This is a genomic window from Allocatenococcus thiocycli (assembly GCF_921292965.1).
Lineage (GTDB): Bacteria > Pseudomonadota > Gammaproteobacteria > Enterobacterales > Vibrionaceae > Vibrio > Vibrio natriegens.
Genome location: NZ_CAKLCK010000029.1, coordinates 162,309 through 188,478, shown reverse-complemented (window position 1 = coordinate 188,478; position 26,170 = coordinate 162,309). Strand labels below are relative to the sequence as shown.

23 protein-coding genes are annotated in these 26,170 nt (G+C 45.6%); 17 read left to right on the top strand and 6 right to left on the bottom strand.

Annotated features, from left to right (window positions below; translation table 11 throughout):
- The first annotated feature begins 29 nt into the window (after positions 1–29).
- Together L9Q40_RS11035 and L9Q40_RS11030 are read left to right on the top strand one after the other, a co-directional pair.
- Positions 30–1,040, top strand: a complete 1,011-nt coding sequence (locus tag L9Q40_RS11035) for a DUF2804 domain-containing protein (protein ID WP_498793307.1) — start codon at positions 30–32, stop codon at positions 1,038–1,040.
- A 7-nt stretch (positions 1,041–1,047) separates the two neighbouring features.
- Entirely contained in the window at positions 1,048–1,908 is an 861-nt protein-coding gene (locus L9Q40_RS11030; RefSeq protein ID WP_498793306.1) for a sterol desaturase family protein, read from the top strand.
- Between the two features lie 176 nt (positions 1,909–2,084).
- Here the strand turns inward: L9Q40_RS11030 and narL are convergent, their stop codons facing one another.
- The 6 genes from narL to cobA all read right to left on the bottom strand — a co-directional run bounded on the left by narL (position 2,085) and on the right by cobA (position 10,081).
- A complete protein-coding gene (gene narL / locus L9Q40_RS11025; protein WP_498793305.1) occupies positions 2,085–2,729 on the bottom strand; it encodes a two-component system response regulator NarL in 645 nt (214 codons plus the stop codon).
- 109 nt (positions 2,730–2,838) lie between these two features.
- The gene (locus L9Q40_RS11020; protein ID WP_498793304.1) at positions 2,839–4,593 is read right to left on the bottom strand and encodes a bifunctional protein-serine/threonine kinase/phosphatase; all 1,755 of its coding nucleotides are present in this window, start codon (positions 4,591–4,593) and stop codon (positions 2,839–2,841) included.
- 173 nt (positions 4,594–4,766) lie between these two features.
- A complete protein-coding gene (locus tag L9Q40_RS11015) occupies positions 4,767–6,236 on the bottom strand; it encodes a NarK family nitrate/nitrite MFS transporter (protein WP_020333804.1) in 1,470 nt (489 codons plus the stop codon).
- 89 nt (positions 6,237–6,325) lie between these two features.
- Complete coding sequence (gene nirD, locus L9Q40_RS11010; RefSeq protein WP_498793303.1) at positions 6,326–6,652, bottom strand: nitrite reductase small subunit NirD; 327 nt, start codon at positions 6,650–6,652, stop codon at positions 6,326–6,328.
- Between the two features lie 35 nt (positions 6,653–6,687).
- Positions 6,688–9,228 (bottom strand): nitrite reductase large subunit NirB, encoded by a 2,541-nt coding sequence (nirB, locus tag L9Q40_RS11005; protein ID WP_498793302.1) that lies wholly within the window; start codon positions 9,226–9,228, stop codon positions 6,688–6,690.
- A 43-nt stretch (positions 9,229–9,271) separates the two neighbouring features.
- Positions 9,272–10,081, bottom strand: a complete 810-nt coding sequence (gene cobA / locus L9Q40_RS11000; protein WP_014234000.1) for a uroporphyrinogen-III C-methyltransferase — start codon at positions 10,079–10,081, stop codon at positions 9,272–9,274.
- A gap of 389 nt (positions 10,082–10,470) precedes the next feature.
- Between cobA and L9Q40_RS10995 the strand changes: the two genes are divergently transcribed.
- From L9Q40_RS10995 to L9Q40_RS10925, 15 genes are all read left to right on the top strand, one after another.
- Positions 10,471–12,960 carry a molybdopterin oxidoreductase family protein gene (locus L9Q40_RS10995; RefSeq protein ID WP_498793301.1) on the top strand — a complete coding sequence of 830 codons (2,490 nt, stop codon included), beginning with the start codon at positions 10,471–10,473 and terminating at the stop codon, positions 12,958–12,960.
- 236 nt (positions 12,961–13,196) lie between these two features.
- On the top strand, positions 13,197–14,078 hold the full coding sequence (gene nifH, locus L9Q40_RS10990; protein WP_014234002.1) for a nitrogenase iron protein: 882 nt from the start codon (positions 13,197–13,199) through the stop codon (positions 14,076–14,078).
- Positions 14,079–14,133: 55 nt separating this feature from the next.
- A complete protein-coding gene (gene nifD, locus L9Q40_RS10985; RefSeq protein WP_498793300.1) occupies positions 14,134–15,600 on the top strand; it encodes a nitrogenase molybdenum-iron protein alpha chain in 1,467 nt (488 codons plus the stop codon).
- Between the two features lie 87 nt (positions 15,601–15,687).
- The gene (gene nifK, locus L9Q40_RS10980) at positions 15,688–17,259 is read left to right on the top strand and encodes a nitrogenase molybdenum-iron protein subunit beta (RefSeq protein ID WP_498793299.1); all 1,572 of its coding nucleotides are present in this window, start codon (positions 15,688–15,690) and stop codon (positions 17,257–17,259) included.
- Positions 17,260–17,384: 125 nt separating this feature from the next.
- A complete protein-coding gene (nifT, locus tag L9Q40_RS10975) occupies positions 17,385–17,603 on the top strand; it encodes a putative nitrogen fixation protein NifT (RefSeq protein WP_498793298.1) in 219 nt (72 codons plus the stop codon).
- Positions 17,604–17,616: 13 nt separating this feature from the next.
- Positions 17,617–18,306 carry a NifB/NifX family molybdenum-iron cluster-binding protein gene (locus L9Q40_RS10970; RefSeq protein WP_498793297.1) on the top strand — a complete coding sequence of 230 codons (690 nt, stop codon included), beginning with the start codon at positions 17,617–17,619 and terminating at the stop codon, positions 18,304–18,306.
- Positions 18,299–18,598 (top strand): DUF6129 family protein, encoded by a 300-nt coding sequence (locus L9Q40_RS10965; protein ID WP_020333812.1) that lies wholly within the window; start codon positions 18,299–18,301, stop codon positions 18,596–18,598. Before L9Q40_RS10970 ends, L9Q40_RS10965 begins: the two co-directional genes overlap by 8 nt.
- Before the next feature lie 149 nt (positions 18,599–18,747).
- Complete coding sequence (gene nifE, locus L9Q40_RS10960) at positions 18,748–20,166, top strand: nitrogenase iron-molybdenum cofactor biosynthesis protein NifE (protein WP_372379035.1); 1,419 nt, start codon at positions 18,748–18,750, stop codon at positions 20,164–20,166.
- Between the two features lies 1 nt (position 20,167).
- Complete coding sequence (gene nifN, locus L9Q40_RS10955; RefSeq protein WP_498793296.1) at positions 20,168–21,538, top strand: nitrogenase iron-molybdenum cofactor biosynthesis protein NifN; 1,371 nt, start codon at positions 20,168–20,170, stop codon at positions 21,536–21,538.
- Positions 21,535–22,014, top strand: a complete 480-nt coding sequence (locus L9Q40_RS10950; RefSeq protein ID WP_014234009.1) for a NifB/NifX family molybdenum-iron cluster-binding protein — start codon at positions 21,535–21,537, stop codon at positions 22,012–22,014. Before nifN ends, L9Q40_RS10950 begins: the two co-directional genes overlap by 4 nt.
- A gap of 22 nt (positions 22,015–22,036) precedes the next feature.
- Positions 22,037–22,327, top strand: coding sequence for a ferredoxin III, nif-specific (gene fdxB / locus L9Q40_RS10945; protein WP_014234010.1), 291 nt, complete (start codon positions 22,037–22,039; stop codon positions 22,325–22,327).
- A 254-nt stretch (positions 22,328–22,581) separates the two neighbouring features.
- Entirely contained in the window at positions 22,582–23,472 is an 891-nt protein-coding gene (nifU, locus tag L9Q40_RS10940; RefSeq protein WP_498793295.1) for a Fe-S cluster assembly protein NifU, read from the top strand.
- Positions 23,462–24,694: a cysteine desulfurase NifS gene (gene nifS / locus L9Q40_RS10935; RefSeq protein ID WP_498793294.1), complete on the top strand. Its 1,233-nt coding sequence runs from the start codon at positions 23,462–23,464 to the stop codon at positions 24,692–24,694. The genes nifU and nifS overlap by 11 nt, the downstream gene beginning before the upstream one ends.
- 10 nt (positions 24,695–24,704) lie before the next feature.
- Positions 24,705–25,847, top strand: a complete 1,143-nt coding sequence (gene nifV, locus L9Q40_RS10930; protein ID WP_014234013.1) for a homocitrate synthase — start codon at positions 24,705–24,707, stop codon at positions 25,845–25,847.
- Positions 25,848–25,873: 26 nt separating this feature from the next.
- The gene (locus tag L9Q40_RS10925; protein WP_239947135.1) at positions 25,874–26,167 is read left to right on the top strand and encodes a nitrogenase-stabilizing/protective protein NifW; all 294 of its coding nucleotides are present in this window, start codon (positions 25,874–25,876) and stop codon (positions 26,165–26,167) included.
- Positions 26,168–26,170: the final 3 nt, after the last annotated feature.

Sequence of the window (26,170 nt, the reverse complement as noted above, 5' to 3'; positions counted from 1 at the left end):
TGCATATGTTAACCCGACAAGATTATGACATGACGAGCCGCACCCCACTGGAGTCGTTTATTCAAACGGACGGCACCCCAACGTTTGGTCTTCTTGAAGCCATGCCTAAATCGTTACAGCTTGATCGCTTCGAATACCGGAATGAGATGGACCGACCTGCATCGAAATTGCGTAAGTATTTCGGCTACAAGCAATTCCAGTTTGTCTCTCTGGTTACTCCTGAGTATCTCATAGGCATTGCGATCGCTGATATTCGTTATTTGGCCTCTGGTTTTTGTTATCTTTATGACATTAAAAACAACGAACTCGTTGAACAGCAGTGGCTGAAACCTTTCAATCTTGGTTATCAAACTGAGCCATCAAGTTGGTCAAGCTCCGCGGCTCTGGCGGATGACGCGATCCAGTTTTCCATCCAGGAAGGTACGTGGCACGTCCATTTTGTGTCTGGCTCAGTCAATGCGGTAATCAGCTTACATCCTGAACCCCAAAGCAGCCCGTTGATGTTATGCACGCCAACGGGTTACTCAGGCTGGACGTATACGCAAAAGCACAATGGCTTATCGGTCGCTGGTAACCTGTTTATTCTGGGTCAAGAACAAGATCTGAGTAAAGTTTCTGCAGGGTACGATTTTTCGGCAGGATACATGCGAAGAGAAACAAGTTGGCGATGGGCGAGTATCAACCATATGCAAGACTCCGATCGTTTAGGTCTTAATCTCGCCGTGGGTGTCAACGAAACGGGCTATTGCGAAAATGTGCTTTGGGTGAATGGTGAGCGTCATTTGCTGGCGCCGGTGCACTTTCATTTTTCACGCAATAACCCGCATGAAGAATGGAAAATCACCTCTCAGGATGGGCGAGTTGAACTCAATTTCACGCCGTTAAACTGTCGTTCAGAAAGAAAGAATTTCTGGCTTCTCAAAAGTAATTTTCGTCAATATATGGGACATTTTAATGGCTTTGTCATTGATGGAAATGGCAAGAAGCATGAGTTGAATGAAGTCGTCGGCTTAACCGAAGATCACTACGCAAAATGGTAGCAAAGAGATGGATTGGTCAATATTGATGGAGCGTCCTGAGCTGCTGCTTTTGATTCTGGCTCCAATATTTTTTCTCTGCATATTCTCAGAGTACTGGTTCGGCCAGCGCCGAGGTCGTTTACCGAAGAACGCAACTTATGTCCTACCTGAAGTGACATGTAATTTTGTTTTGGCCGGTCTTCACCAAGCGACAGATATTCTCGCAGGTTTGTTTATCTCTCAACTTTATTTATGGCTTTTTGGCTGGCGCTTTTTTGACATTGAAATCAGTATTTCTACGTTCTTAATGCTCTTGGTTCTTCAAGATTTTTTCTATTATTGGTTTCATCGCGCTAGCCATCGTATTCGCTGGATGTGGGCGGCTCATGTTGTCCATCATAGCTCTGAAAGAATGAATTTTAGTACTGCCTTTCGTCAAAGCTTAATGTATCCGCTTGCCGGTATGTGGATCTTTTGGTTGCCTTTAGTGGTGATAGGCTTTGAACCGAAATGGGTGATCTTCGCGGTATTGCTCAATCTGGGGTTACAGTTTTTTGTTCATACTCAGTCGATACGCTCGCTTGGTCCATTGGAATGGGTATTTAATACCCCGTCTCACCATCGTGTACATCACGGTATCAATCGACAATACATAGATAAAAACTATGCGGGCGTACTTATCATCTGGGATCGTGTATTTGGTTCTTTTGAGCCTGAGGTCGAAACGGTACGTTATGGGATATCTAAACCAGTGAACAGCTTTAACCCTATAAAAGTGACCTTTGCCGAGTGGCAGGATATGTTTCGAGACGTCTGCCAGCCCTCGCTAACGTGGCGTCAACGCTGGCAATGTTTGTTTTCACCACCAACGGATTCCAGGGACTCATAGTAAGGTAAACTTATCGCCTTTTCGTCGTCTATATCCAATGTAAGTGAATGCGGTGTTAGTCGTTACATTGGTATTGTTCCTTAAGCCTCTTTCCGTTGAGGTCGATGTGATCATGCTGAATTTAGAATGGTGTTATTAGGTTTTCAATTCCTGCAAGTCGTCATTCAAAGATCGAGCTATTGGTTATCTATCATCCAGACTGCGGCCTCTAAGCGGGAACTGACGTTGAGCTTTTTCAAAAGATTTTTGACATGGACTTTTACTGTCGAGTCTGTGATGCTCAATTCGTGAGCGATGAGCTTATTACTCATGCCTTTAGAGATGAGTGATAGAATTTCAAGTTCGCGACTGGTGAGCGTTTTGAGAGGGCTTTCTTGCGCAGGTTTTTTCGGTTTATTGCATGACTGAAGCAGTACTTTGGTCAGTCTGTCAGACAAGGCAAGTTGTCCTAGTACGGCTTGCTTTATGTTAGTCACAATGTCTTCTGGTTCCATGTCTTTCAGCAGATAACCATCCGCACCACTGGAAATTGCGTTAAGAACATCATCTTCATTGTCCGAAACGGTCAGCATCACAACACGGGAGGTGACGCCTTTTTCTCTCATTTGGCGAACAGTTTCTAAGCCGTCTATTCCTTGCATGTTAAGATCGAGAATAATCAAGTCCGGATCATGCTCTACGGCACTTTCAATTGCATCAGTTCCGTTGCTGTATTCACAAATCACTTGCAAACCTTCTTCCAAGGCAATCAGTTGTCGCAACCCACTGCGAAATAGTGGGTGATCGTCGACCAACATTATCGTTGCTTCTTCTGAGCTCACCGTTAACTCCTTTAACGCTTCCATGTGTTTATTACTTTATCATCATGATTTAGGGCCACTAAATCTACAATTATTTTTAGCTTCGGAAAAATTCTCTTACTTCTTGCGGTTAATTGGGGGTAAAGCGCAGTAAAAGTAGCCCTTCAATCACTGCAGCAGTGCAAGCGAGCAAAGCAAGGGACTTCCAAAATAAAATGGGGTTGCGCTTTAATAAAGGTTTGTTGTCGACACCGTTTAATAGTTGGGTATTGGGCGTGAAAAGATCAGCAATAAAATCACCAAGAGCCTGATACCGATTAGCTGGAATCTCGGCAGTCGCCTTTTTAAACGCGAGATCTACCCATAGCGGAATATCTTCCCGATACTCTTTTATCGAGTGGTAATCCCACCTTACGTGCCGAGCCTGCTGCAGTGTTTGCTGTGAATGTTCCTTATACGGCAGATGAGCGGTGAGCATTTCGTAGCCGATAATGCCGATAGAAAAAAGATCAGAGAGTGTACTCGCTTCCCCAGTATTGATGTACTCGGGAGCCGTATAGTTGACCGATCCAAGCGGAAACGACGTGGCTTCTTCTTGTTGTATCTCGCGCAGACCCTTTGCCTCAACCGTACCAAAATCGATGATCTTTACCTCACGATTTGGTGTGATCATGATGTTTTCGGGTTTCAAATCGCGATGCACCATATCCGCACGTTGGAAAACCCTCACTGCTTTTACGATGCCATCCAGTATTTCCCGCACTGAATCCAAAGGTGGGTTAGGGTGGTCATGCATCCATTGGCGCAGCGTTATTCCCTCAATATATTCGCAAACCTGATAGATGAATTTTGAATGAACGGGCCTTGGATACATTTTCATTACTCGGCGGCTGTCCAACTGAGTCGAGAACCATTGCTCGTTGGCAAATCGTTTTAATGTCTCCGGATCGTCACTGTAATTGAGCGATGGCGCTTTGATAATAACATTGCCACCTTTTTGTCGATCAAAAGCGAGATAGACGTGGCTGCGTGGGCCTTCGTAGAGGGTATCTAATATTTCAAAATGATCCAGGCTTTGACCCTGGTGTAATGCTGGTGGAATGTTGTTCGCGAGTAAGGCTGTTTGGTATTCAGTCAAGTTGAAGCTGGGTAATTCTTTTACCTTCAATACGGTACAGCTTACATTGTCAGTGCTTCCTTTGAATAAAGCGTTGTTACATAAAGCCTGTGAAAGGGCTTCAGAGGAGTCTGCGCTGCTAATTTGTTGTTTGATTTCCTCATGAGTTAAGGTCTCATGCACCCCATCTGTGGTTAAAACTATGGTGTCGTTTTCTTTGAGCGCTAATGTGAGAAAGTCGATTTCGACTTTTTCATCCATACCAAGGGCTCGAGTCAGATAACTTTGGTGGCCGAAATTAGTGCGTTGATGATCCCGGGTTAGGAGAGTCAGAGTGTCATCGCGATAGAGATAAACTCTGCTATCACCAACGTGAAAAATGTACCCAGTATTGGATTTAATCACAATGGCACTAAAAGTCGTCACCATGCCATTATGGTAAAGTTGATCTTTGCCCTGACTATAGAGCCAACTATTTAAACTGGTGAGTAATTCAATCGCAGAACGCTTAATGCTCCAGCTTGAGGGGGTTGCATAGTAATCGGTAACAAATTGAGTGGTGGCGGTCTGGCTGGCTTGTTGAGCATGATTACTGCAACTCACGCCATCAGCAATACAAGCCACAACCCCTTTGTGAATCAATTCATCGCGAGTCGTTGGATACTTGACGATAAAGGCGTCTTGATTTTCGTCTCGTTTACCCACCAAAGAGCATCCGGAAAATTCGATATGTTGTATTTCTTGAGCTGACTTTTCCTGAACTAACATTGATACCTTCCTTGCCGCACTTTCCCACAATCAAAAGAAACAAGAACAAAAGCCCAACCAAAACTGGTCGAGCTCTTGAACGATATTGAGGCATTACTTAATTTGGTGATTCTTTGCATATATAAATCAGTAAAGCTCAATATCTCCCGATAAACCTCTAATACTGATGCAATTTAGTGAGACACATCAATCAGAGTGACGCTACCATCTTCGTTAACCTCTGCAATTTTTCCTGATGGTTCTTCCATAAACATCAGAGCAGCAAACCCGATCACTGCAGTACCAGCAATCACGAAGAAGAAGGTTTGGTATGAGACAAACGACAAGATGGTCAGATAAGTCACCGCACCAACATTGCCGTACGCGCCTGTCATACCTGCGATTTGCCCTGTCATTCGACGCTTGATAAGTGGAACCGTTGCAAATACCGCGCCTTCACCTGCCTGCACAAAGAATGAACAAGACATTGCAGCAGCCACAGCTAACCAAACTGGCCAGCTTTCATTGACTTGTCCCATCAGGAAATAACCCACGGCAAGGCCTGCTGTCAGAATGAGTAGTGTCAGTTTACGACCAAACTTATCTGAGATTAGACCACCACCCGGACGCGACATCAGGTTCATAAATGCGTAAGCGGATGCCACCATGCCTGCCACGACCGGTGATAGTTCAAAGGTTTCAGAAAAGAAAAGTGGCAACATGGAAATTACAGCGAGTTCAGAGCCAAATGTTGCAAAGTACAGGACGTTTAGAACCGCTACTTGCTTGAATTTGTACTGATGAATAGGTTCAACGGGCTTTTTGAAAATCGATTTGTTGACCTTCCAAACCTGATTCGCGTCGATGACGTAAAGCAATGCGAGACCCGCGTAAATCGCGTTTACCACACCTTGTTCAAGCATATTGATATTGCTTGGTGATAACTTCCATGCCAGTAGTGCGAGTACAGCGTACATTGGTACTTTCATCGCTAAAAGAAAGAAGAAATCGCCTTTTGATGTCACTTCCATTGCTGACAAGTGTTTAGGTCGGAAGTAAGTTGCCCCCTTTGGTGTGTCAGATACGTTCTTGTAAAACACAACAGAGAACAGAAGGCTCATTACACCCGTCAAAGCGATCGCATAGCGCCAGCCGTCCTCGCCACCAAAGACTAATGCTAGAGTTGGTAGTGTAAATGCGGCTGCTGCAGAGCCAAAGTTACCCCAACCACCATAAATGCCTTCCGCGGTTCCGAGTTGATTATGCGGAAACCATTCCGAAACAAGACGAATACCGATAACGAAACCTGCACCGATAAAGCCAAGCAGGAATCGTGCAATGGCTGCTTGTATAAACGAATCTGCAAAGGCGAACATAAAACATGGGATGGAGCAGATAGCCAGCAGTGCTGAATACACAATTCGCGGACCAAATCGATCGGTAAACATGCCGATAAGCACGCGCGCTGGGATAGTCAGTGCAACGTTTAGAATCAACAAGGTTTTAATTTCCTGGCTTGAAAGGCCAAGTGATTCTTTGACCATTTGTAGCAATGGTGCAAAGTTAAACCAAACAACAAAGGTAATAAAAAATGCCATCCAGCTTAAATGGAGGATCTTCATTTTTCCACTAAAAGAAAAGAGGGTGAATTTTGAGCTTTCCATGTTCAATAATCCTTATAAGATTCATTTCGAAGGCATTGCCTTGATTGTGTTGTTAAGGCAATGCCACAGTTTTTGGCGTTTGCTTCTCGTTACTGTCTCAGTTCGATCATGCCGTTGTTATTTCGGACTTCATAAATCGGCACGTTATACTCTGGGTTTTCGATACATTTGCCTGTTTCCAGACAAAAATGTTGTTTGTATAAAGGCGAGGCAACACACAATACCTCTCCCACACAGCCAAGAATCCCCCTCGATAAAATATTGGCTTTACCAATAGGGTCAAAGTTAGAAATGGCGTGCAAAGAGTTAGTGCGCTGGCTGAAAAACACCGCGATTTGTTTATCATCTACTTTGGCGCAAACTCCGGTGTTGGGTGCGATGGCAGTTGATTCACAGATTGATATCCAGTTACTCATATCGATTCTCCTAAAATTAAATATCTAGATTGGTATCAGCTAACTTCGACCACTTCGATAGCAAGCTCTTCTGCTGTGTTTTTCGGAAATTTCTGTTCTCTGATGGTAACGAACTGAAGTGATTCATCACGATCAGGACTGTTAATAAAGTGGCTGAATCGACGCAGTTTCTCTGGAGATTCCAAGGTGGTTTTCCATTCGCACTGGTAATTTGCCAAGCTGTCTTGCATCGATTTTTCCAGCTCATCTGCTAACCCAAGTTTGTCGTCAATCACCACTTCTTTGAGATAGTCAATGCCGCCTTCGAGGTTCTCAAGCCAGACGGAAGTACGCTGCAGTCTGTCTGCGGTGCGGATGTAGAACATCAGAACGCGATCGACATACTTAATTAACGTTTCGTCGTCCAGGTCTGTTGCCAGTAAATCGGCATGGCGAGGGCGCATACCGCCATTACCACAGACATAGAGGTTCCATCCTTTGTCTGTCGCTATCACACCGATATCTTTTGATTGAGCTTCAGCACATTCGCGAGTACAGCCAGATACAGCAAATTTGAGCTTGTGAGGGGAGCGAAGGCCTTTGTAACGATTTTCCAAATCGATAGCGAAACCGACGCTATTGCCAACGCCGTAGCGACACCAAGTGCTGCCTACGCAGGATTTTACGGTACGAACGGATTTACCGTAGGCGTGGCCAGTCTCAAAGCCCGCATCAACGAGTCGTTTCCAGATTAAAGGTAAGTCATTGAGCTGTGCACCAAACAGGTCGATTCGCTGGCCACCAGTGACTTTGGTATAAAGGTCGAAATCACGAGCGACTTCGCCAATTACGATGAGTTTCTCAGGGGTAATTTCACCACCTGCGACTCTTGGGACGACAGAGTAGGTACCATCTTTTTGCATGTTACCAAGATAAATATCGTTGGTATCCTGAAGCTCAATATGATCATCGTGCAAGATATAGTCGTTCCAGTAGGAAGCTAAGATAGAACCTGCGGTAGGTTTACAGACTTCGCAGCCAAGCCCTTGACCGTATTGCTCTAACAGCTCATCGAACGTTTTGATTTTGTTTACACGAATAAGATCACTGAGTTCCTGACGAGAATAAGCAAAATGCTCACAAACATGGTTGTTCACTTCCACGCCGAGCTTTTCTAATTCGCTGTCGAGTACTTGTTTTGCCAGTGCACTACAACCGCCACAACCTGTTGACGCGTTAGTCGTCTCTTTTAGCGCAGCCATCGTCGTACAGCCAGCAGCTACAGCTTGTTTAATCGAGCCTTTGGTCACATCGAAACATGAACAGATAACAGCACTGTCAGGCAGAGCGTCAATACCCAGACCAGCAGATTCATCTTCAGCCACGTTAGGCAGAATTAACACGGATGGGTTCTCTGGTAATGGAAGATCGTTCTGGCGAATCTGTAACAGATTTCCGTAGGCAGTCGCATCACCGACTAAGACGGCGCCAACAATTTTCTTTTTATCTTCAGAGACGATCAGGCGTTTGTAAACTTGTTCAATTTCATCTTTGTATGTGTATGACAAAGCACCTGCAGTCTGGCCATGGACATCACCAATACTCGCGACATCGACACCCATTAATTTCAATTTGGTGCTCATATCTGCGCCCGTAAATTGGGCTGCTTCATCAGTGCTAAGGATATGTTGAGCTGCAACCTTCGCCATTTGGTAGCCTGGCGCTACCAGGCCAAAAATACGTTGCTCCCACAATGCACATTCACCAATCGCATAGATATCGTCGTAGTTAGTTTGACAGTGATTGTTAATCACGATGCCGCCACGCTCACCGATCTCTATGGAGCTATTACGAGCTAACTCGTCTTGTGGGCGAATACCTGCCGAAAAGACGATCATGTCGGTATCAATATGAGTGCCGTCGGAAAAATTCATTCTGTAACGGCATTCGTTACCATCGATAATTTCTGTAGTCGCTTTTTCTGTATGAACGGTAACACCCAGTGCTTCAATTTTACGGCGAAGTAAATCACCACCATCCTGGTCAAGCTGAACAGCCATTAGACGTGGGGCAAACTCAACAACATGCGTTTCTAGCCCTAGGTTTTTGATTGCATTCGCTGCTTCCAGACCCAGAAGGCCACCACCAATCACCACACCAACTTTGCTTTCTTCACTTGAGCGTTCGATTTCGTCCAAATCTTCGATGGTTCTGTAGACATGGCAGAACTCTTTTTCGTTACCAGGAATTGGTGGCACAAAAGGGTACGAACCTGTCGCAAGCACCAATTTGTCATAATTTTCTACACGGCCTGAAGAAGTGACAATCTGTTTGTCGTCTGGATTTACTTGACTCACTTTCTCATTCAGCAGGTATTTAATGCCGTTTGACTGATAGTAACCTTCACTGGTTAACGACAGATCATCGACTGTTTTGCCTGTAAAATATGAGGTCAATTGAACACGGTCATAAGCCAAGCGAGGCTCTTCAGAAAATGTCACGACTTCAATGTTGTTCTGCTCAGACTGGATCAACGTGTCTATAAATTTATGGCCAACCATTCCGTTACCGACCACAATGATTTTTTGCTTACTCATAATCTCATTCCCTTAGTGATTCTGACTTTTCATGGCCGTGTAATTAGGCGCTTCTACGTAAACTTGATTCGGAAAGAACTTCCATATTCTTGTTATTAAGTTGTTGTAACCAATGCATTTGGCTTGATACGGTGACAACGTCACCTATTACAATTAAGGCCGGAGACTTTATTGAATGACGCGTTATCAATTCGGATAGCTCGGATAACTCGCCTATGATCGTTCTTTGTTGTGGCGTACAGCCGTTTTCAATAATCGCGACTGGTTTGTCGGCGTTCATACCTGAGCTGGTTAGTTGCTGCTGTATGAGTGGCGCTTTGGTCAGGCCCATATAAATGACTAACGTTTGGTTGAGTTGGGCTAACGCCGACCAGTTAATTTCAAGCTTCTTATCCGCGTGAGCGGTGATGAATGTACAACCCTGCGCTAAGCCTCGGTGGGTTAGGGGGATGTTGGAGTAAGTTGAACACCCTGATGCGGCGGTAATGCCCGGAACTACGTTGACATTAATTCCCAGTTTGGTGAGAAATAGCATTTCTTCTCCGCCACGCCCAAACACGAACGAGTCTCCGCCTTTTACACGGCATACGTTATTTGCATCGAGCGCAAAATTAGCGATTAACTGGTTGATTTCTTCTTGTTTATAGCTATGGCAGCCTTTTGCTTTTCCGACATAAACAAGCTTGCAATGGGAAGGGAACAGAGCACGTATATCCTCACTGACTAGGTTGTCGTACACGATGACATCCGCATGCTCAATCGCCTTAATCGCCTTAACGGTAAGTAAGTCTGGATCACCTGGCCCAGCGCCTACTAAGGATACATTTCCAATAACTGAATGTTCTGTATTCATCATCATTGCCTCGAATGTGATTTTGCTAGTTGTTAGCCACAAAGCAATATGAATGCCAGTATGATTTATTTTTGTTGAAATTAAATAAAAGTAATTAAAATACAATAGGTTATTAATTTTTAGTTTGTGTTAGGTGTCGGCGTAAAGTAAAGAGAGGTGATTACCAAAAGTGGTAGACGAAGGTGGTAAATGGTCAAGGTTGCATCAAAATAGGTAAATATACACAAAAGGTGGTAGTTTTAAGGGGAATTACCCTCTACCACTTTAGGGTTAGGTGATAAATTAAGGTTATGAAATAAAACAATAAAAAATTGAAAATCATAAATTAGTGGTATTTGGAATGGATTTTGCTCCTAGGTTCCTAAAAGGAAATTTGGAGACTAGTGGGTATGAGCGAAGGATGGATTAAATCAACGTGTGCTTATTGTGGCGTCGGGTGCGGTATTGAAGCCAGACCTATGTCTAATGGACTGCTAGAAGTCCGTGGCGATAAGGAGCACCCCTCGAATTACGGAAAATTATGTACTAAAGGCATTGCTTTGGGCGACACCGTCATTCATGACGGCCGCTTACTGGCTCCCAAACTGAAAACAAAAGCGGGTGATTGGTGTGATACAGAGTGGGACGAGGCTCTTTCCCGCGTAGCAAAAGGTTTCTCGGATACGATAGAACAATTTGGTCCGGATTCTGTGGCGTTCTATGTTTCTGGACAACTGTTAACAGAAGACTATTACGTCGCGAATAAACTCATAAAAGGTTTTCTTGGTACCGCGAATATCGACAGTAATTCTCGCTTGTGCATGGCGTCTACGGTTGTCGGACACAAGCGTGCTTTCGGAATGGATACCGTTCCCGTTTGCTATGAGGATCTTGAGAAAACTGACTTGGTTATCTTGGTTGGCTCTAACCTGGCCTGGTGTCATCCGGTACTATTTCAACGGTTGAGAGCCGCTAAACAGACCAACTCCAATCTAAAAGTGATAGTCATCGACCCACGCCGTAATGAATCCTGCGAGATTGCAGACCTACATCTAGCGATTAATCCTGGCTCAGACGTCGCGCTGTTTAATGGCTTATTGGTACACCTTGATGAGCATAATCTAGTTGATCACGCTTTTATTAGCGCAGCGACAAACGGTTTTAGTGAGGCATACCAGTCTGCACTAAACGGCTCCGAGGTAAGCGAGGTGACGGGCATTGATTTGGCTTCGCTTCAGAAATTCTATGAATGCTTTTCTCAAACAGAAAAAGTCATCACGATTTACTCGCAAGGGGTGAACCAGTCCTCTCAGGGATCCGACAAAGTAAACAGCATCATAAATTGCCACTTAGCGACGGGAAAGATTGGGAAAGAAGGCTCTGGCCCTTTCTCTGTTACCGGACAACCCAATGCGATGGGAGGTCGCGAGGTTGGTGCTCTGGCGAATACACTGGCTGCACACATGGAATTTCATCCTGATGATATTGATCGTGTTGAAGCTTTTTGGCAAACCGACACATTAGCGAAAAAACCAGGCCTCAAAGCCATTGATATGTTTGATGCCATTCACCGTGGCGAAATTAAAGCGGTGTGGATCATGGCGACAAACCCGGTTGTGAGCCTTCCTGATAGCGACAAAATTAAACAAGCTTTGGAAAACTGTCCTTTGGTGGTGGTTTCGGATTGCGTTGAGAACACGGCGACGACGCCTTACGCTGATATCCTGCTACCTGCGCAAGGTTGGAGTGAAAAATCGGGCACTGTGACCAACTCCGAACGTCGAATCTCACGACAACGCCGACTGTTAGCCAGTCCAGGAATGGCCAAACCGGACTGGTGGATTATCTCTCAAGTCGCACAACGAATTGGCTTTAAAGAAGCGTTTGATTACTTACATGAGGGAGAAATCTTCCGCGAGTATGCTCAACTTACGACCTTAGGTAACGCAGCCTACGGAAGTAAAAAGGCTAGACAACGAGACCTCAATTTAGCTGGCCTTGTTGAGATTACTGATTCCGAATACAACTCGCTTACTCCCCAGCAGTGGCCGGTAGAACATCAACAACATCAGGTGGTGAATCAGAGAATGTTTGCTGATCAACAATTCTTTACCGAGGATCATCGTGCTAACTTTATCGCGGTAAAACATACACCGCCGCAAGCATCAACAACGAAAGTGTACCCGTTAGTTTTGAATACGGGTCGGAGTCGGGATCAATGGCACACCATGACGCGAACGGGGCTATCAAGTCGTTTAGCTGAGCATGCAAGTGAACCTTATGTTTTGATCCATCCTCAAACAGCGATGCAGTATGACCTTTCTAATCACGAAATGGTGGTTGTGTTCAATAACAACGGTGAGTGTGTTGTTAAGGTTGTTACCAGTGACACTATGAAGCCAGGCGAGCTGTTTGTTCCTATTCACTGGAATGAAATTACAGGCCCGTTAAGTAAGCCTTGCGCTCTGGTTGATTCGCGAACGGATACTTTGTCTGGTCAACCTGAGTTTAAATACACCCCTGTAGATATAAAGCCTTATGACTATCAGACCAGTGCTACCGTATTGGTCAAAGACGCTATTTTAATAGGTGATGTTGGATACGTCGCCAGACAAAAAGTAGATGGCGGCTATTTATATCGTATTCGTTCACCGATGGAGATTAATGAGCTACAGATGAAAATTGAACGACTATTACCGAGTTCGTCATCTGCTGATAAGCTCATTTGCCGCGATGATTCATCCATAAAAGGAATGGCGGCAGTCGTCGAAAACAAAGTTACCTCGTTATATAAACTGACGAAAGATGAGCCAAGCGCTCAGGAAGTACAGGCGTTGAGTGCGTTGTTCAACAGCAGCGCTGACGAGGGTTCTTCTCTGCATTCTTTATTGGGGAATTAGCGCACCCATAGGAACACCAAGGGTAACAGTCGTCTTCTGTTACCCTTTTCTTTTTCCAACCTGTTCAGTCATTCAATCACGACAAACAAATCTTGTACTAAAACAAACAATGTCAGTTGTTTGTTTTTTCTTACATACAGGAAATTATACGTAAGTTATTGAAATATTTTATTTTTTATGATTGGTATGCATTTCGCAACAACGGTCATGAGTCTAAATTAAAAAGGAGATAGACCATGGCAATTCGTCAATGTGCAATTTACGGTAAAGGTGGTATCGGTAAATCCACTACAACTCAAAACTTAGTAGCGGCGCTTGCTGAAGCAGGGAAGAAAGTCATGATCATTGGCTGTGACCCTAAAGCCGACTCAACCCGATTGATTCTACACTCCAAAGCACAGAATACCATCATGGAGATGGCGGCTGAAGCGGGAACGGTTGAAGACATCGAACTAGAAGATGTACTTAAAATCGGTTACGGCGATGTTCGTTGTGTTGAGTCAGGCGGTCCAGAGCCAGGTGTTGGCTGTGCGGGTCGCGGTGTTATCACGGCCATCAACTTTTTGGAAGAAGAAGGAGCTTACGAGGAAGACTTGGACTTCGTATTCTACGACGTACTGGGTGACGTTGTATGTGGTGGTTTTGCGATGCCAATTCGCGAAAACAAAGCGGAAGAAATCTACATCGTTGTTTCAGGCGAAATGATGGCGATGTACGCTGCGAACAACATTTCTAAAGGTATCTGTAAATATGCGACGTCAGGTAATGTTCGTCTTGCGGGCTTAATCTGTAACTCTCGTAACACTGACCGTGAAGATGAGTTAATCATGGCTCTGGCAGCTAAGATCGGTACTCAAATGATTCACTTCGTTCCTCGTGACAACATCGTACAACGTGCAGAGATTCGTCGTATGACCGTTATCGAATACGATCCTAAATGTAACCAAGCGGACGAATACCGCACTCTCGCTAAGAAAGTTATCGAAAACCAAAAATTCGTTATCCCTGAGCCATGCACCATGGATGAGCTTGAAGATCTGCTTATGGAATTCGGCATCATGGAAGTCGAAGATGAATCAATCATCGGTAAGACGGCTGATGAGGAAGAGGCTGCTTAATCAAGCGTTAAAACTCTCGAGCGTTACATTGAATCCTAATGGATAAGGACAAATTATGACGATGAATAAAGAGCAAACTCAAGCGCTTATCGATGAAGTGCTGGAGGTGTATCCGGAAGTCGCCAGAGCTGACCGTAAAAAGCATGTCGCGGTTAACGACAGCTCAGCAGACAGCAGTAAATGCATTACTTCAAACCGTAAAACCTTACCTGGTGTTATGACAGTACGTGGTTGTGCGTATGCTGGCTCCAAGGGTGTGGTTTGGGGACCGATCAAAGATATGATTCATATCTCGCATGGTCCTGTTGGTTGTGGTCAATATTCACGAGCTGGTCGCCGAAACTATTACTCGGGTACGACAGGTGTCGATAGTTTTGGCACGTTAAACTTCACCACAGACTTTCAAGAGCGCGATATTGTCTTTGGCGGCGATAAAAAATTGGCTTCCGCGATTGATGAAATCGAGACACTTTTCCCGCTGGTTAAAGGCATCAGTATTCAATCTGAATGCCCGGTTGGTCTTATTGGTGACGATATCGAAGCGGTAGCCAAAACGAAATCGCAAGAGATAGGCAAGACAATCGTTCCGGTTCGCTGTGAAGGTTTCCGAGGTGTTTCCCAGTCACTTGGTCACCATATCGCGAATGATACGTTGCGTGATTATGTTCTCGACGGTTCGGCTGATAAAGAGTTTAAATCGACCGACTACGACGTCGCGATTATTGGTGACTACAACATCGGTGGGGACGCCTGGTCATCTCGCATCATCCTGGAAGACATGGGGCTTCGAGTTGTTGCTCAGTGGTCTGGCGACGGTACGTTACCAGAGCTAGAAAATACGCCAAAAGTAAAACTCAACTTAGTGCACTGTTACCGTTCTATGAACTATATCGTTCGTTACATGGAAGAAAAACACGGCATTCCTTGGATTGAGTACAACTTATTTGGCCCGACCAAGATTGAAGAATCCATGCGCAAGATTGCAGCGTTGTTTGATGAAAAAATCCAGCAACAAACCGAAGAAGTTATTGCCCGTTACCGAGAGCAATGGAACGCAGTAATTGAGAAGTATCGCCCTCGTCTTGAAGGCAAACAAGTGATGCTTTACGTCGGTGGTCTGCGACCTCGTCATATTATCGGAGCCTATGAAGATTTGGGTATGGAAATCGTCGGTGCAGGTTATGAGTTTGCGCACAACGATGACTACGTCAAAACCACACCGGAAATGAAAGACGCCACCTTATTGTTCGATGACGCGAGTTCTTATGAGCTTGAAGAGTATGTGAAACGTCTGAAACCTGATCTCATCGGCTCGGGTATCAAAGAGAAGTACATATTCCAGAAAATGGGCTTTCCATTCCGTCAGATGCACAGCTGGGACTACTCAGGTCCTTACCACGGCGTGGATGGTTTCGCGATCTTTGCTCGCGATATGGATATGACAATCAATAACCCATGTTGGAGCAACCTAACCGCTCCTTGGAAAAGCCAAGATGCTGTTGAGTTAGCGAAAACAGCTTAAAGCACTTAACGCTAATGTGGGAAGGGATTTCCAATTGTATTAACCGAACCGGCGTTCACAGATTAGTGGCACGGTAGGAGAGAAACTATGACTCAGAATATTGAAGAGATCAAAGCGGGTTATTCACTGTTTCAAGAGCCAGAATACCAAGAGTTGCTCGCGAATAAACGCAGTAACTTTGAGGAAGCTGTTGAAGCAAACAAAGTGAAAGAAGTGTTTGAATGGACTACGACGAAGGAATACCAAGAGCTCAACTTTAATCGTAAACACATCACCATCGACCCAGCGAAAGCGTGTCAGCCCCTTGGTTCTGTATTGTGTGCACTCGGCTTTGAAAAAACGTTGCCTTATGTCCATGGTTCACAAGGTTGCGTGGCGTATTTTAGAACGTATTTTAACCGACATTTTAAAGAACCTGTTGCCTGTGTGTCTGACTCGATGACGGAAGATGCAGCCGTATTTGGTGGCCAAAACAATATGTTTTATGGTCTGCAAAATGCTTATGCCCTGTATAAACCAGAGATGATTGCGGTATCGACCACATGTATGGCCGAGGTTATTGGTGATGACTTAAATGCCTTTATTGGTAATGCGAAAGAGGGCGGTTACCTACCTGCTTCTGTGCCGACACCATTTGCTCATACACCAAGTTTCGTCGGCAGCCACACCAATGGTTGGGATGGAATGTTAGAGGGGGTATTACGTTACTTTACTGTGAACAGCGGCGAAACCTATACACCAGGTTCAACCAACGCTCTCAATATTGTCCCTGGCTTTGAAACCTATTTAGGTAATTACCGCGTTATTCACCGTATGTTGGGTGAGATGGGTGTCGATTATCAGATGCTTTCTGATCCTTCAGAGGTTTTAGACACCCCGGCAGATGGTGAATATCGCATGTACGCGGGTGGTACCAAAGTCGATGAAGTTAAGCGCGCGCCTAACGCAAAAGCCACGCTGCTTCTCACTCCAACACAGTTACCAAAAACGAAAAAATTTGTCGAAACGACCTGGAAACAAGATGTGCCAGCGCTGGATATTCCGATGGGCTTAGAGTGGACAGACAATTTCTTAATGAAAGTTTCTGAGCTCACTGGACAACCGATCCCTGAGTCATTGAGTACAGAGCGAGGCCGTTTGGTAGACATGATGACCGACTCTCATACCTGGTTACATGGTGTCAAAGTGTCGCTTTATGGTGACCCGGATTACTTATCTGGTATGTGTAAGTTCTTGATGGAACTTGGCTGTGAAATCAAACATGTACTGTGTCACAACGCTAATAAACGCTGGCGTAAAGCACTGGAGTCTATGTTGGCAGACAGCCCTTACGGTCAGGGAGCAGAAATTCTAGTGGGCAAAGATCTTTGGCATCTGCGTTCACTGATGTTTACCGATAAACCGGATCTGCTAATTGGCAACTCCTACGGTAAGTTCATTGAGCGCGATACCAAAGCGAAAGGTGAAGAGTTTCAAGTTCCTTTGGTTCGCATTGGATTCCCAATCTTCGACCGTCATCACCTCCATCGCAGCACAACGCTTGGGTATGAAGGTGCGATGTACATCCTGACGACACTGGTTAATGAAGTACTAGCCAAACTTGACCGTGACACCATGACGCTTGGTAAAACCGACCTTGGTTTTGATTTGGTTCGCTAAATCATAAGCCATAGAGGATTGGATACAGAGGGCTGGTACTAGGGGGCTCCATGTGGACAGCATTAAACCACAACAGGTTAGCACGCTTTAGTTCAGCCCTTTCTCATTGAATAAAGGAGAAGAGCATGGCCAACGTAATGATTCAATACAATGAGGTTGGAGAACTTAGCCTTTACCTCGCTAAGAAAGACCTTGAAGAAAACATCACTTACTTTGAATTTGACGAAGAAAATAAATGGGGTGGAGAGGTTCATCTATCGAGTGGCGCGGTGTATTACATCGAACCCATGAACAAGCCAAAGTTACCGATCACCGTAAGAGCTAAGCGACTTCAGGCTGCTTAGAGGAGGACAGGTTATGAACGAAGAAATTACCCCTTCGGTTGCACTGCGTATCGCGCTAGCGGCGAAATCACTTCCTAACATTGACGTAAGTGGTTTACTAGGGTTACTGGTGCAGCATGTGAGTGCGCCATTAACTGAAACAGAACTGATGCGAATTTCTCCCAAAGCGTTCCGTCTTTTAATTCTATCTCTGGATGGAGAACAAACGCGTAAAGACATCAGTCACGCTTATACGATACTGACGAGTAGAGAACTTGGTGACGTTGAACCACCTCGGGTGACGCCTTCTGCGTCTTTGGACGGTCCCAAACTGACTGTCGCATTAACCTCTAATCAGGGTGAAATGGTAAACGGGCATTACGGATCGTGCCTTCGTATTCTTATTTACGAAGTAAACGAGACAGAATTTCAGCTTATTCAAGTCAGTGAAGTGAACCGAGAGTGGCAAGGCGAGGAGCGTGCTCTGCATTTAGTAGAGCTGATTAAGGGATGCCAGATACTGTTTACTTTGTCGATTGGCGGCCCTGCAGCGGCACGCGTGACCAGAGCTAACGTCCACCCAATTAAACGCCCTCAAGCTGTTGACGCAAAAACCGTGATGGAAGAGTTGCAGGTTATGCTGGCAAATACGCCACCTCCCTGGATTCAGAAACTGCTTGGTACTTATATTCCTCTGCATCACGGGGAACCCGCTTATGAATAACGTAAACGCTTTCCACGAGCCATTCCCGCTCACGGCTAATCTGCTGGAACAACTGGGTATGGAAATAGATAAGCTGATTGCGCAAGGCGTGAATGAGCAAACGCGGCTCACTGAACGTTACCCTAACGTGAGAATTACGTTATGTAGCGAAGATGAGATGGGATGTCGTGAACCCTATCAGAGTTACGGCCATTACGATCTTTATTTGTACGCACAACAAGCGTCGGGATGTTTGACGCTGACACATTACCCGGAAGCGAGCTCCGGTTTGGTTGTCGCTCTCCACGAATAGCGGCGCGTTTTTTGTCGGCTTTACGACAATGTCAGCTTTTATCTTTGTTGGTGTCTTTATTAATCAATAGGTTATGGGTGGAATGGCGCTTGCAGCTAACAAAGTGTTTGGTATCTCAACTTTAACTGTTGCAACTCAAGGAGAGACGCATGAAGCGATCGGAGATCAAGTTACTGCAAGATGAACCCGCCTGTGAGCACAACAGCGGAGAAAAAAGTGGTTGTAGCCGACCAAAGCCCGGAGCAACGGCTGGTGGCTGTTGTTTTGATGGCGCTCAGATAAGTTTATTACCCATAGCGGATGTGGGGCACATTGTGCATGGTCCGATTGGCTGTGCCGGAAACAGCTGGAATAACCGCGGGACTCGAGCTCTGGGCAGTAATCTGTTTCGATATGGATTCACCACGGACCTCAATGAGCAGGACGTTATCATGGGGCGAGCGGAGAAACGTCTGCTACACGCGATAAAACAGCTGATTAAACAACATCAACCACCTGCGGTTTTTGTTTATATGACCTGCGTACCTGCTCTCGAAGGCAATGATATTGAAGCCATCTGTTCTCTTGCCACAGAGCGTTGGAACATCCCTGTGATTCCTGTCGATGCGGCTGGCTTTTATGGTAATAAAAACCTGGGTAACCGAATCGCCGGTAATGTGATGGTTGAGCGCGTCGTGGGCAGCGCCGAGCCTCCAGCGAAACCAAAAATGCTTCACGACTCAACTCGGCTAGTACACGATATCGTTCTTATTGGTGAATACAACATTGCCGGAGAGTTTTGGCATGTATCGCCATTATTTGAGCGTTTAGGGTTAAGAGTGTTGTGCTGTATGGCGGGTGATACTCAGTTCCATCAAATACAAACTATGCATCGTGCAGACGCTGCCATGGTCGTTTGTGCCCGAGCACAAGTGAATGTTGCACGAAAACTAGAAGAAAAATGGGGTATACCTTGGTTTGAAGGAAGCTTTTACGGTATCGAAGATACATCGAATTCACTACGAGAATTTGCCCGTTTACTTGGTGACCCCAAACTGAGCGAAGAAGTAGAAGCGTTGATTGCAGAAGAAGAAAGTCGCATTCGCTCGGCTTTGGTACCCTACGCAGAAAAGTTGCGTGGTAAGCGAGCGCTGCTTTATACCGGTGGCGTTAAGTCCTGGTCAGTAGTGAGCGCCTTGCAAGAGCTTGGTATTGAGTGTGTCGCTACCGGTACCCGTAAATCCACACAATCCGATAAAAATAAAATTCTGGAGATAATGGGCAAAGACGCGCTCATGCTGGATGAAGGTGGCGCCAGGTTGTTGCTCGATACTTATCATCAACATCACGCTGATGTCATGATTGCTGGTGGCCGAAATATGTACACCGCATTAAAAGCGAAGCTGCCTTTTTTAGATATTAACCAAGAGCGGGAACATGCCTATGCTGGTTACGAGGGCATGCTTACGTTAGCAAAAGAGCTATGTAGAACAATAGAAGCGCCCATCTGGCAAACCGTTCAAAGTCAGGCTCCCTGGATCGTCGAAGACGTAACATTCACTTCTGCCATCATTGAAAAAGGAGCCTGATATGGTTACTCCAATCAAACAAAATTCACCACTGGTTACTCAGCCGTTAAAGACGAGCCCGGCAACGGGTGCTACGTTGGCGACCCTTGGTTTTGCTGGCTCCATACCTTTGATGCACGGCTCTCAAGGTTGTAGTGCGTTCACTAAAGTTTACCTTATCCAACACTTGAGGGAGCCGATTCCATTGCAGAACACGGCAATTGACCAAGTTTCCGCAGTTATGGGCGGAGAGGGTAATGTAAGTGAAGCACTACAAGTATTATGTGAAAAACACGCGCCAGAATTGATCGTACTTATGAGCACGGGTTTAACTGAAATGCAGGGGGCTGACCTGTATCACACCATTACCGAATTCACTCTCAAGCACCCGCAATATTCGGATACGAGAATTGTTCCTGTTCTGACGCCGGATTTTGTCGGTTCCATGCAAACTGGATACGCGCATACGGTTCGTAGTGTGGTGAAGCAATTGGTTAAAGGGCCGACAGGTCGAGACAAACAGCGCAAACAAGTGAATATCCTTTGTTCTATAGGAATGACTTCTGCGGATATTGAAACGATTAAACGCTACGTGGAAGCATTCGAATTGGACTCTGTCATTGTGCCCGACTTATCGCTTTCGTTAGACGGTCATTTAGGTCGGGAGGATTTCAGCGCGACCAGTACTGGAGGTACTTCGGTCCTTGAAGTTGAGTTGATGGCTGACAGCGCGATCACGTTGGTATTCGGCGAATCTCTCGATGAGGTAGCAAGGTGGCTTAAAGTGAGGTTCGGTATTCGCTATCACCAATTTGGGATGGCAATGAACCTGGACGTAATCGACCAATTTATCATGACGTTATCGGAGATAAGTGGTCGCGCTGTGCCCGGCTGGATAACACGTGAGCGCCAACGCCTGCAGGATGCATTACTCGATGTCCATTTTCTGCTCAGTGGCGAGCAATACACCATTGCACTTGAACCAGACTTGGCGAGTGGTTACGTTGACCTAATCACCATGGCAGGTGGTACCGTTAGTCAGGTTGTCACGACGTTAGATGTTCCGGGTTTGCAAGACATGGAAGCACAAGAAGTAATTGTTGGTGACTTATCGTGCATCGATCTGTCCAACCCGGAGTTAACCTTAGTGATTGGTAACAGCCATTGTGCCAACGTATGTGAGTCGGTTGTCCCTGTTATGCGAGTCGGCTATCCATGTTTTGACCAGTTCGGAAATATGGAGCTCAAACAAACAGGCTATGAAGGTGCTCGTCAACGACTGTTCGCACTTGCCAACTTGTTGCTTCGCAACCACAAAGACGAGGTAACACCCCACGTCAGCTACTATCGTTTTGGTGCAAATGACGTGTTACCAACAACGGAGGGGTTATGAAGTCGACAAAAAGAAGGCTATATCTTCCACCGGAGCCAACTCAGGAAAAACTGCGCGTTAAAATTGCTTTTACTACGTCAGATAGACAAACGGTTGACCAACACTTTGGTTCTGCGAAAGGTGTATTGATTTACGGCATCTACCACACCGAGTGGCACCTGATGGAGGCCATTGAATACCGTACTAGCGGCCCTGCACACGATAAGTTACCCAGTCGTATCGAAGATTTATCGGGGTGCGCAGCAATATTCTGTAATGCGTGCGGTGCTTCGGCGATACGACAATTGTTGGAGTGTGATATCCAGCCAGTCAAAGTTAATGAGAAATGCGACATTCACTTTTTATTGAATGAAGTCCTGTCTGAGTTAGACAGCGCTCACACAGGATGGCTTTCCAGAGCGCTAAAGAAAAATAAGCAGCCCGACACCTCAGGCACCGAAAAGAGGCTTACTCAGCTAATGGATGAAGAATGGTAATTGTAAAACAAGGATGGTTAATATGACGACGCAACTCAGTTATACCCGAGGTGGTGAACCGTGGGCACCTCAATTTATCGAGGCGATTGATGAACAAAAATGTATAGGGTGTGGCCGCTGTTTTAAAGTGTGCTCCCGAAATGTCTTCGACTTAATTGAGAAGGAGGCCACGGATGATGATGATGACTATTATGATGAAGACGAAATCATGATGGTGATGACTCTGAAAGACCAAATGGACTGTATCGGATGTATGTCCTGCGCCAAAGTTTGTCCTAAAAACTGTCAGACGTTCACCGCACCCTCTGCATAAATAACAAAAGGATGAGTTCTCATCCTTTTTTAGTCAGTCCTTTTTATCCCCTTAATGTTTCTTAGCTGACAATTTGTTTTGTTATAAACCCTACAAATGGTATGACAATTTTGTCGTTCTTATTCCAATGTTACATCGAGAGCATTTTTTACTTCTTAAAAATCATATATTTGTGACTTTTTGTGATCTTGGTTGGGTTATTGCAACGGTAACAATATCGAAAGAACCGAAAGATATTCAACCAAGGAGTGGCTATGTGGGATTACTCGGAAAAGGTGAAGGAACACTTCTTTCATCCAAAAAACGCAAAATTAGTTAGTGACGCTAATGCACGTGGGGATGTTGGTTCAATCAGTTGCGGAGACGCATTGAGTTTAACGCTTAAAGTTGAACCTGACACTGAAGTGATCTTAGACGCGGGTTTTCAAACCTTCGGGTGTGGAAGCGCGATTGCGTCGTCATCCGCACTGACAGAGATGATCATCGGTAAATCACTTGATGAGGCCATGAGCATTACAAATAACGACATCGCGCAATATCTTGATGGTCTACCGCCAGAAAAAATGCATTGTTCTGTAATGGGGATGGAAGCATTACATGCGGCAGTCGCTAACTATCGTGGTGAAACGTTAGAAGATGATCATGAAGAAGGGGAGTTAATCTGCAAGTGCTTTGCTATTGATGACTTGATGATAAAACGTGTGGTCGCAGCCAATAAACTCACCACGCTTGAAGAAGTGATCAACTACACCAAGGCGGGCGGAGCATGCACCTCTTGCCATGAAAAAATTGAGTGGGTATTAGAAGATTGCCTTAAAGAAATGGCAGAACAAGGTTTGATTACTGATGTATCCAAAAAACACGATGAGCCAGAAACTGAGATCGTCGCCATTGTTGAGTCCATCATTGAACAAGTTCGTCCTTCGGTGCAATCCGATGGCGGTGACATTAGCCTGGTCGATATTGAAGACAATATCATTTTTGTTGAAATGAGCGGCGCATGTGTTGGATGTGGCTTATCTGGCCTGACGATGGCGAACTTGGAACAAAAAATCACTCAAGCCTTGGGTGACGCTTATACGGTATTCCCAGTTCAACAAAACGCATCGAACACGATTAAAAAGGAAGGCTCTTATGACGTATAACGCCAAATTAAGCAGTGATAAGCTGGTTTACCTTGATAACAATGCGACAACCCGTATTGACCCTAAAGCGCTCGAAGTGATGTTACCGTGTCTAGATACTTTTTATGGCAATCCTTCTTCGATTCATCGTCTTGGAGCCGCCGTCGGTCATGCGATGGAGACAGCACGCGAACAAGTTCAGAAGTTAATTGGTGCGGAACACGCGAGCGAAGTCATTTTCACTTCTTGTGCGACCGAATCGACTTCTACGGCCATTCTATCTGCGGTTGAAGCCTACCCAGATAAGAAAGAGATCATTACCACACAAGTTGAGCATCCGGCGACGCTGCAACTTTGTCAGATGTTGGAGCGCAAAGGCTACACCGTTCACTGGATAGGTGTGGATAAAAAAGGTCGCCTCGACATGACTGCCCTCAAAGCGGCTTTAAGTCGCAATGTTTCGATACTTTCTATCATGTGGGCCAACAATGAAACCGGCACGATATTTCCTATTGAACAAGTCGCTCAACTGGCGAAATCATTTGGTGTGACTGTTCATGTAGACGCGGTCCAAATGGTAGGAAAATGCCCGGTAAATGTACAAACTTGCCCGATTGATATGTTGTCTATTTCGGGGCACAAGTTTCATGCGCCAAAAGGGATTGGGGCTTTATATGTAAAACGTGGGACTAAGTTCCGTCCGTTATTACGTGGTGGACACCAAGAGCGTGGAAGACGTGCTGGCACGGAAAACGCAGCATCTGTCATCGCAATGGGTAAGGCTGCTGAACTGGCATGTGTAGCACTTGAAACAGAAACGCATCGAATTCAAATGCTTCGCGATCGGCTTGAACAAGGGCTACTTGCGCGAATTCCCAATTGCTTTGTGACGGGCTTTCCGAAACGTCGAGTTCCAAATACCACCAACATCGCTGTGGAGTATGTCGAAGGTGAGGCGCTTTTGTTGATGATGAATCAGGTTGGTATTGCCGCATCGTCGGGGTCCGCTTGTACCTCAGGATCACTAGAGCCGTCTCATGTGATGAAAGCGATGCAGATACCGTTTACTGCGGCCCACGGTACATTGCGATTTTCTCTGTCTCGATTTACGACCGATGAAGATATCGATCATGTGCTCGAACATTTGCCGCCGATCGTCGCACGATTGCGTGAAATGTCGCCGTATTGGAACTCAGAAACACAACAGGGTAGTGAGACGGAATTTATTCCAGTCTATGGCTAGGAGTGTCGCGATGGATAAGCAAGCGCAGCCGTTAAATGTCATTATCAATGACACAACATTACGTGATGGTGAACAGAGCCCCGGTGTGGGCTTTACCATCGACGAAAAGGTAAACATTGCTCTATTGCTCGAGTCTGCAGGCGTCAGTGAGCTTGAAGTCGGTATCCCGGCGATGGGTGAGCGGGAGCGTGAGGGTATTAAGGCTATCACCCATAGTCTCACACATTCCAAGACGATGGGGTGGTGTCGGATGTTAGCGGAAGATGTGGATTGTGCGGTTGATCTTGGACTGGATTGGCTTGATCTTTCGGTACCTGTATCGCACCAGCAAATCAAACATAAGCTGAATAAGACACTGGAGCAGGTGATAAGAGCTTGCGAATCCGTCATTCAACAGGCCATAGATAACGGTATGCAAGTCTGTGTGGGAATGGAGGACGCATCCCGCGCCGATCATGATGTGTTATGCCGGGTACTCGAAGTGGCGGAATCTTTTGGCGCGAGCCGGGTTCGTTTCGCTGACACACTCGGTATTCTCGACCCGTTTTCTACATACCAGACCATATCTGAATTACGAGCTCAAACGGGTCTTCAGATTGAGATGCATGCACATAACGATTTGGGAATGGCGACCGCGAACTCTTTAGCGGCAATACGTGCAGGGGCAAACTCTATTAACACGACAGTGAATGGTTTGGGCGAGCGCGCAGGTAATGCCGCGCTGGAAGAGATAGCGGTTGCGCTAAAGGTGCTTAATTACGCAGAAACTGGCGTCGATTTGCTAAAGCTTGAAGGTTTGTGTCGCTATGTTCAAGTCGCCTCTGGCCGTCCGCTGATGCCGCAAAAGGCCATCGTTGGGGACTGTGCTTTTACGCATGAATCGGGCATCCACGTTGATGGCTTACTCAAGGATATTAAGAACTATCAGGGTGTTGAGCCAAGTCTGGTAGGACGAGACCATCAAATGGTTCTGGGTAAGCACTCAGGTATGCAGGCCATTGAGTCAATCTATACAGCGATGGGGATCAGGCTGACTACAGCACAGTGTGAATTGATAAAAGCACAACTCGTCAATTGGGCTGAAACTTACAAATGTGTCCCGGATCCTCAGCAGTTGCGTAGTTTCACCTCAATGATTTTACACACGGCTTAATCTCAAAACTTTCGGGAGAGAATGGTATGGATACCAGAGAGCAGCATCGGATTATTGAAGATCTCGAACAGCTGGAGGGTGTGGAGGATTTTTTAGAATACTTCGCCATTGAATACGATAGCCAGATTGTACAGAGCAAGCACATTCCGCTGTTAAGGCTTTGTCGTCAGCTCTTAGACGCAAGGAAAGTCACAGACAACTACGATGATTACCGAAGTGCATTATCGATAGCCTATGGACAAATTACGCGCGGAAGGCTTCCTACGGTAAATCAAAGCGCCTGTGCGACATGCCAGTCAGATTGTGACCAAGCGGAGTAACCT

What these genes read in the sequence shown, in the direction of transcription:
- nirD (WP_498793303.1), bottom strand. Translation starts at nt 6,652, where the DNA reads ATGAGTAACTGGATATCAATCTGTGAATCAACTGCCATCGCACCCAAC.
- L9Q40_RS11020 (WP_498793304.1), bottom strand. Translation starts at nt 4,593, where the DNA reads ATGTTAGTTCAGGAAAAGTCAGCTCAAGAAATACAACATATCGAATTT.
- L9Q40_RS10970 (WP_498793297.1), top strand. Translation starts at nt 17,617, where the DNA reads ATGAACGAAGAAATTACCCCTTCGGTTGCACTGCGTATCGCGCTAGCG.
- nifE (WP_372379035.1), top strand. Translation starts at nt 18,748, where the DNA reads ATGAAGCGATCGGAGATCAAGTTACTGCAAGATGAACCCGCCTGTGAG.
- nifS (WP_498793294.1), top strand. Translation starts at nt 23,462, where the DNA reads ATGACGTATAACGCCAAATTAAGCAGTGATAAGCTGGTTTACCTTGAT.
- nirB (WP_498793302.1), bottom strand. Translation starts at nt 9,228, where the DNA reads ATGAGTAAGCAAAAAATCATTGTGGTCGGTAACGGAATGGTTGGCCAT.
- nifD (WP_498793300.1), top strand. Translation starts at nt 14,134, where the DNA reads ATGACGATGAATAAAGAGCAAACTCAAGCGCTTATCGATGAAGTGCTG.
- nifU (WP_498793295.1), top strand. Translation starts at nt 22,582, where the DNA reads ATGTGGGATTACTCGGAAAAGGTGAAGGAACACTTCTTTCATCCAAAA.
- nifV (WP_014234013.1), top strand. Translation starts at nt 24,705, where the DNA reads ATGGATAAGCAAGCGCAGCCGTTAAATGTCATTATCAATGACACAACA.
- L9Q40_RS11030 (WP_498793306.1), top strand. Translation starts at nt 1,048, where the DNA reads ATGGATTGGTCAATATTGATGGAGCGTCCTGAGCTGCTGCTTTTGATT.
- nifN (WP_498793296.1), top strand. Translation starts at nt 20,168, where the DNA reads ATGGTTACTCCAATCAAACAAAATTCACCACTGGTTACTCAGCCGTTA.
- nifT (WP_498793298.1), top strand. Translation starts at nt 17,385, where the DNA reads ATGGCCAACGTAATGATTCAATACAATGAGGTTGGAGAACTTAGCCTT.
- nifK (WP_498793299.1), top strand. Translation starts at nt 15,688, where the DNA reads ATGACTCAGAATATTGAAGAGATCAAAGCGGGTTATTCACTGTTTCAA.
- L9Q40_RS10965 (WP_020333812.1), top strand. Translation starts at nt 18,299, where the DNA reads ATGAATAACGTAAACGCTTTCCACGAGCCATTCCCGCTCACGGCTAAT.
- cobA (WP_014234000.1), bottom strand. Translation starts at nt 10,081, where the DNA reads ATGAATACAGAACATTCAGTTATTGGAAATGTATCCTTAGTAGGCGCT.
- L9Q40_RS10925 (WP_239947135.1), top strand. Translation starts at nt 25,874, where the DNA reads ATGGATACCAGAGAGCAGCATCGGATTATTGAAGATCTCGAACAGCTG.
- L9Q40_RS10995 (WP_498793301.1), top strand. Translation starts at nt 10,471, where the DNA reads ATGAGCGAAGGATGGATTAAATCAACGTGTGCTTATTGTGGCGTCGGG.
- fdxB (WP_014234010.1), top strand. Translation starts at nt 22,037, where the DNA reads ATGACGACGCAACTCAGTTATACCCGAGGTGGTGAACCGTGGGCACCT.
- nifH (WP_014234002.1), top strand. Translation starts at nt 13,197, where the DNA reads ATGGCAATTCGTCAATGTGCAATTTACGGTAAAGGTGGTATCGGTAAA.
- L9Q40_RS11015 (WP_020333804.1), bottom strand. Translation starts at nt 6,236, where the DNA reads ATGGAAAGCTCAAAATTCACCCTCTTTTCTTTTAGTGGAAAAATGAAG.
- L9Q40_RS10950 (WP_014234009.1), top strand. Translation starts at nt 21,535, where the DNA reads ATGAAGTCGACAAAAAGAAGGCTATATCTTCCACCGGAGCCAACTCAG.
- L9Q40_RS11035 (WP_498793307.1), top strand. Translation starts at nt 30, where the DNA reads ATGACGAGCCGCACCCCACTGGAGTCGTTTATTCAAACGGACGGCACC.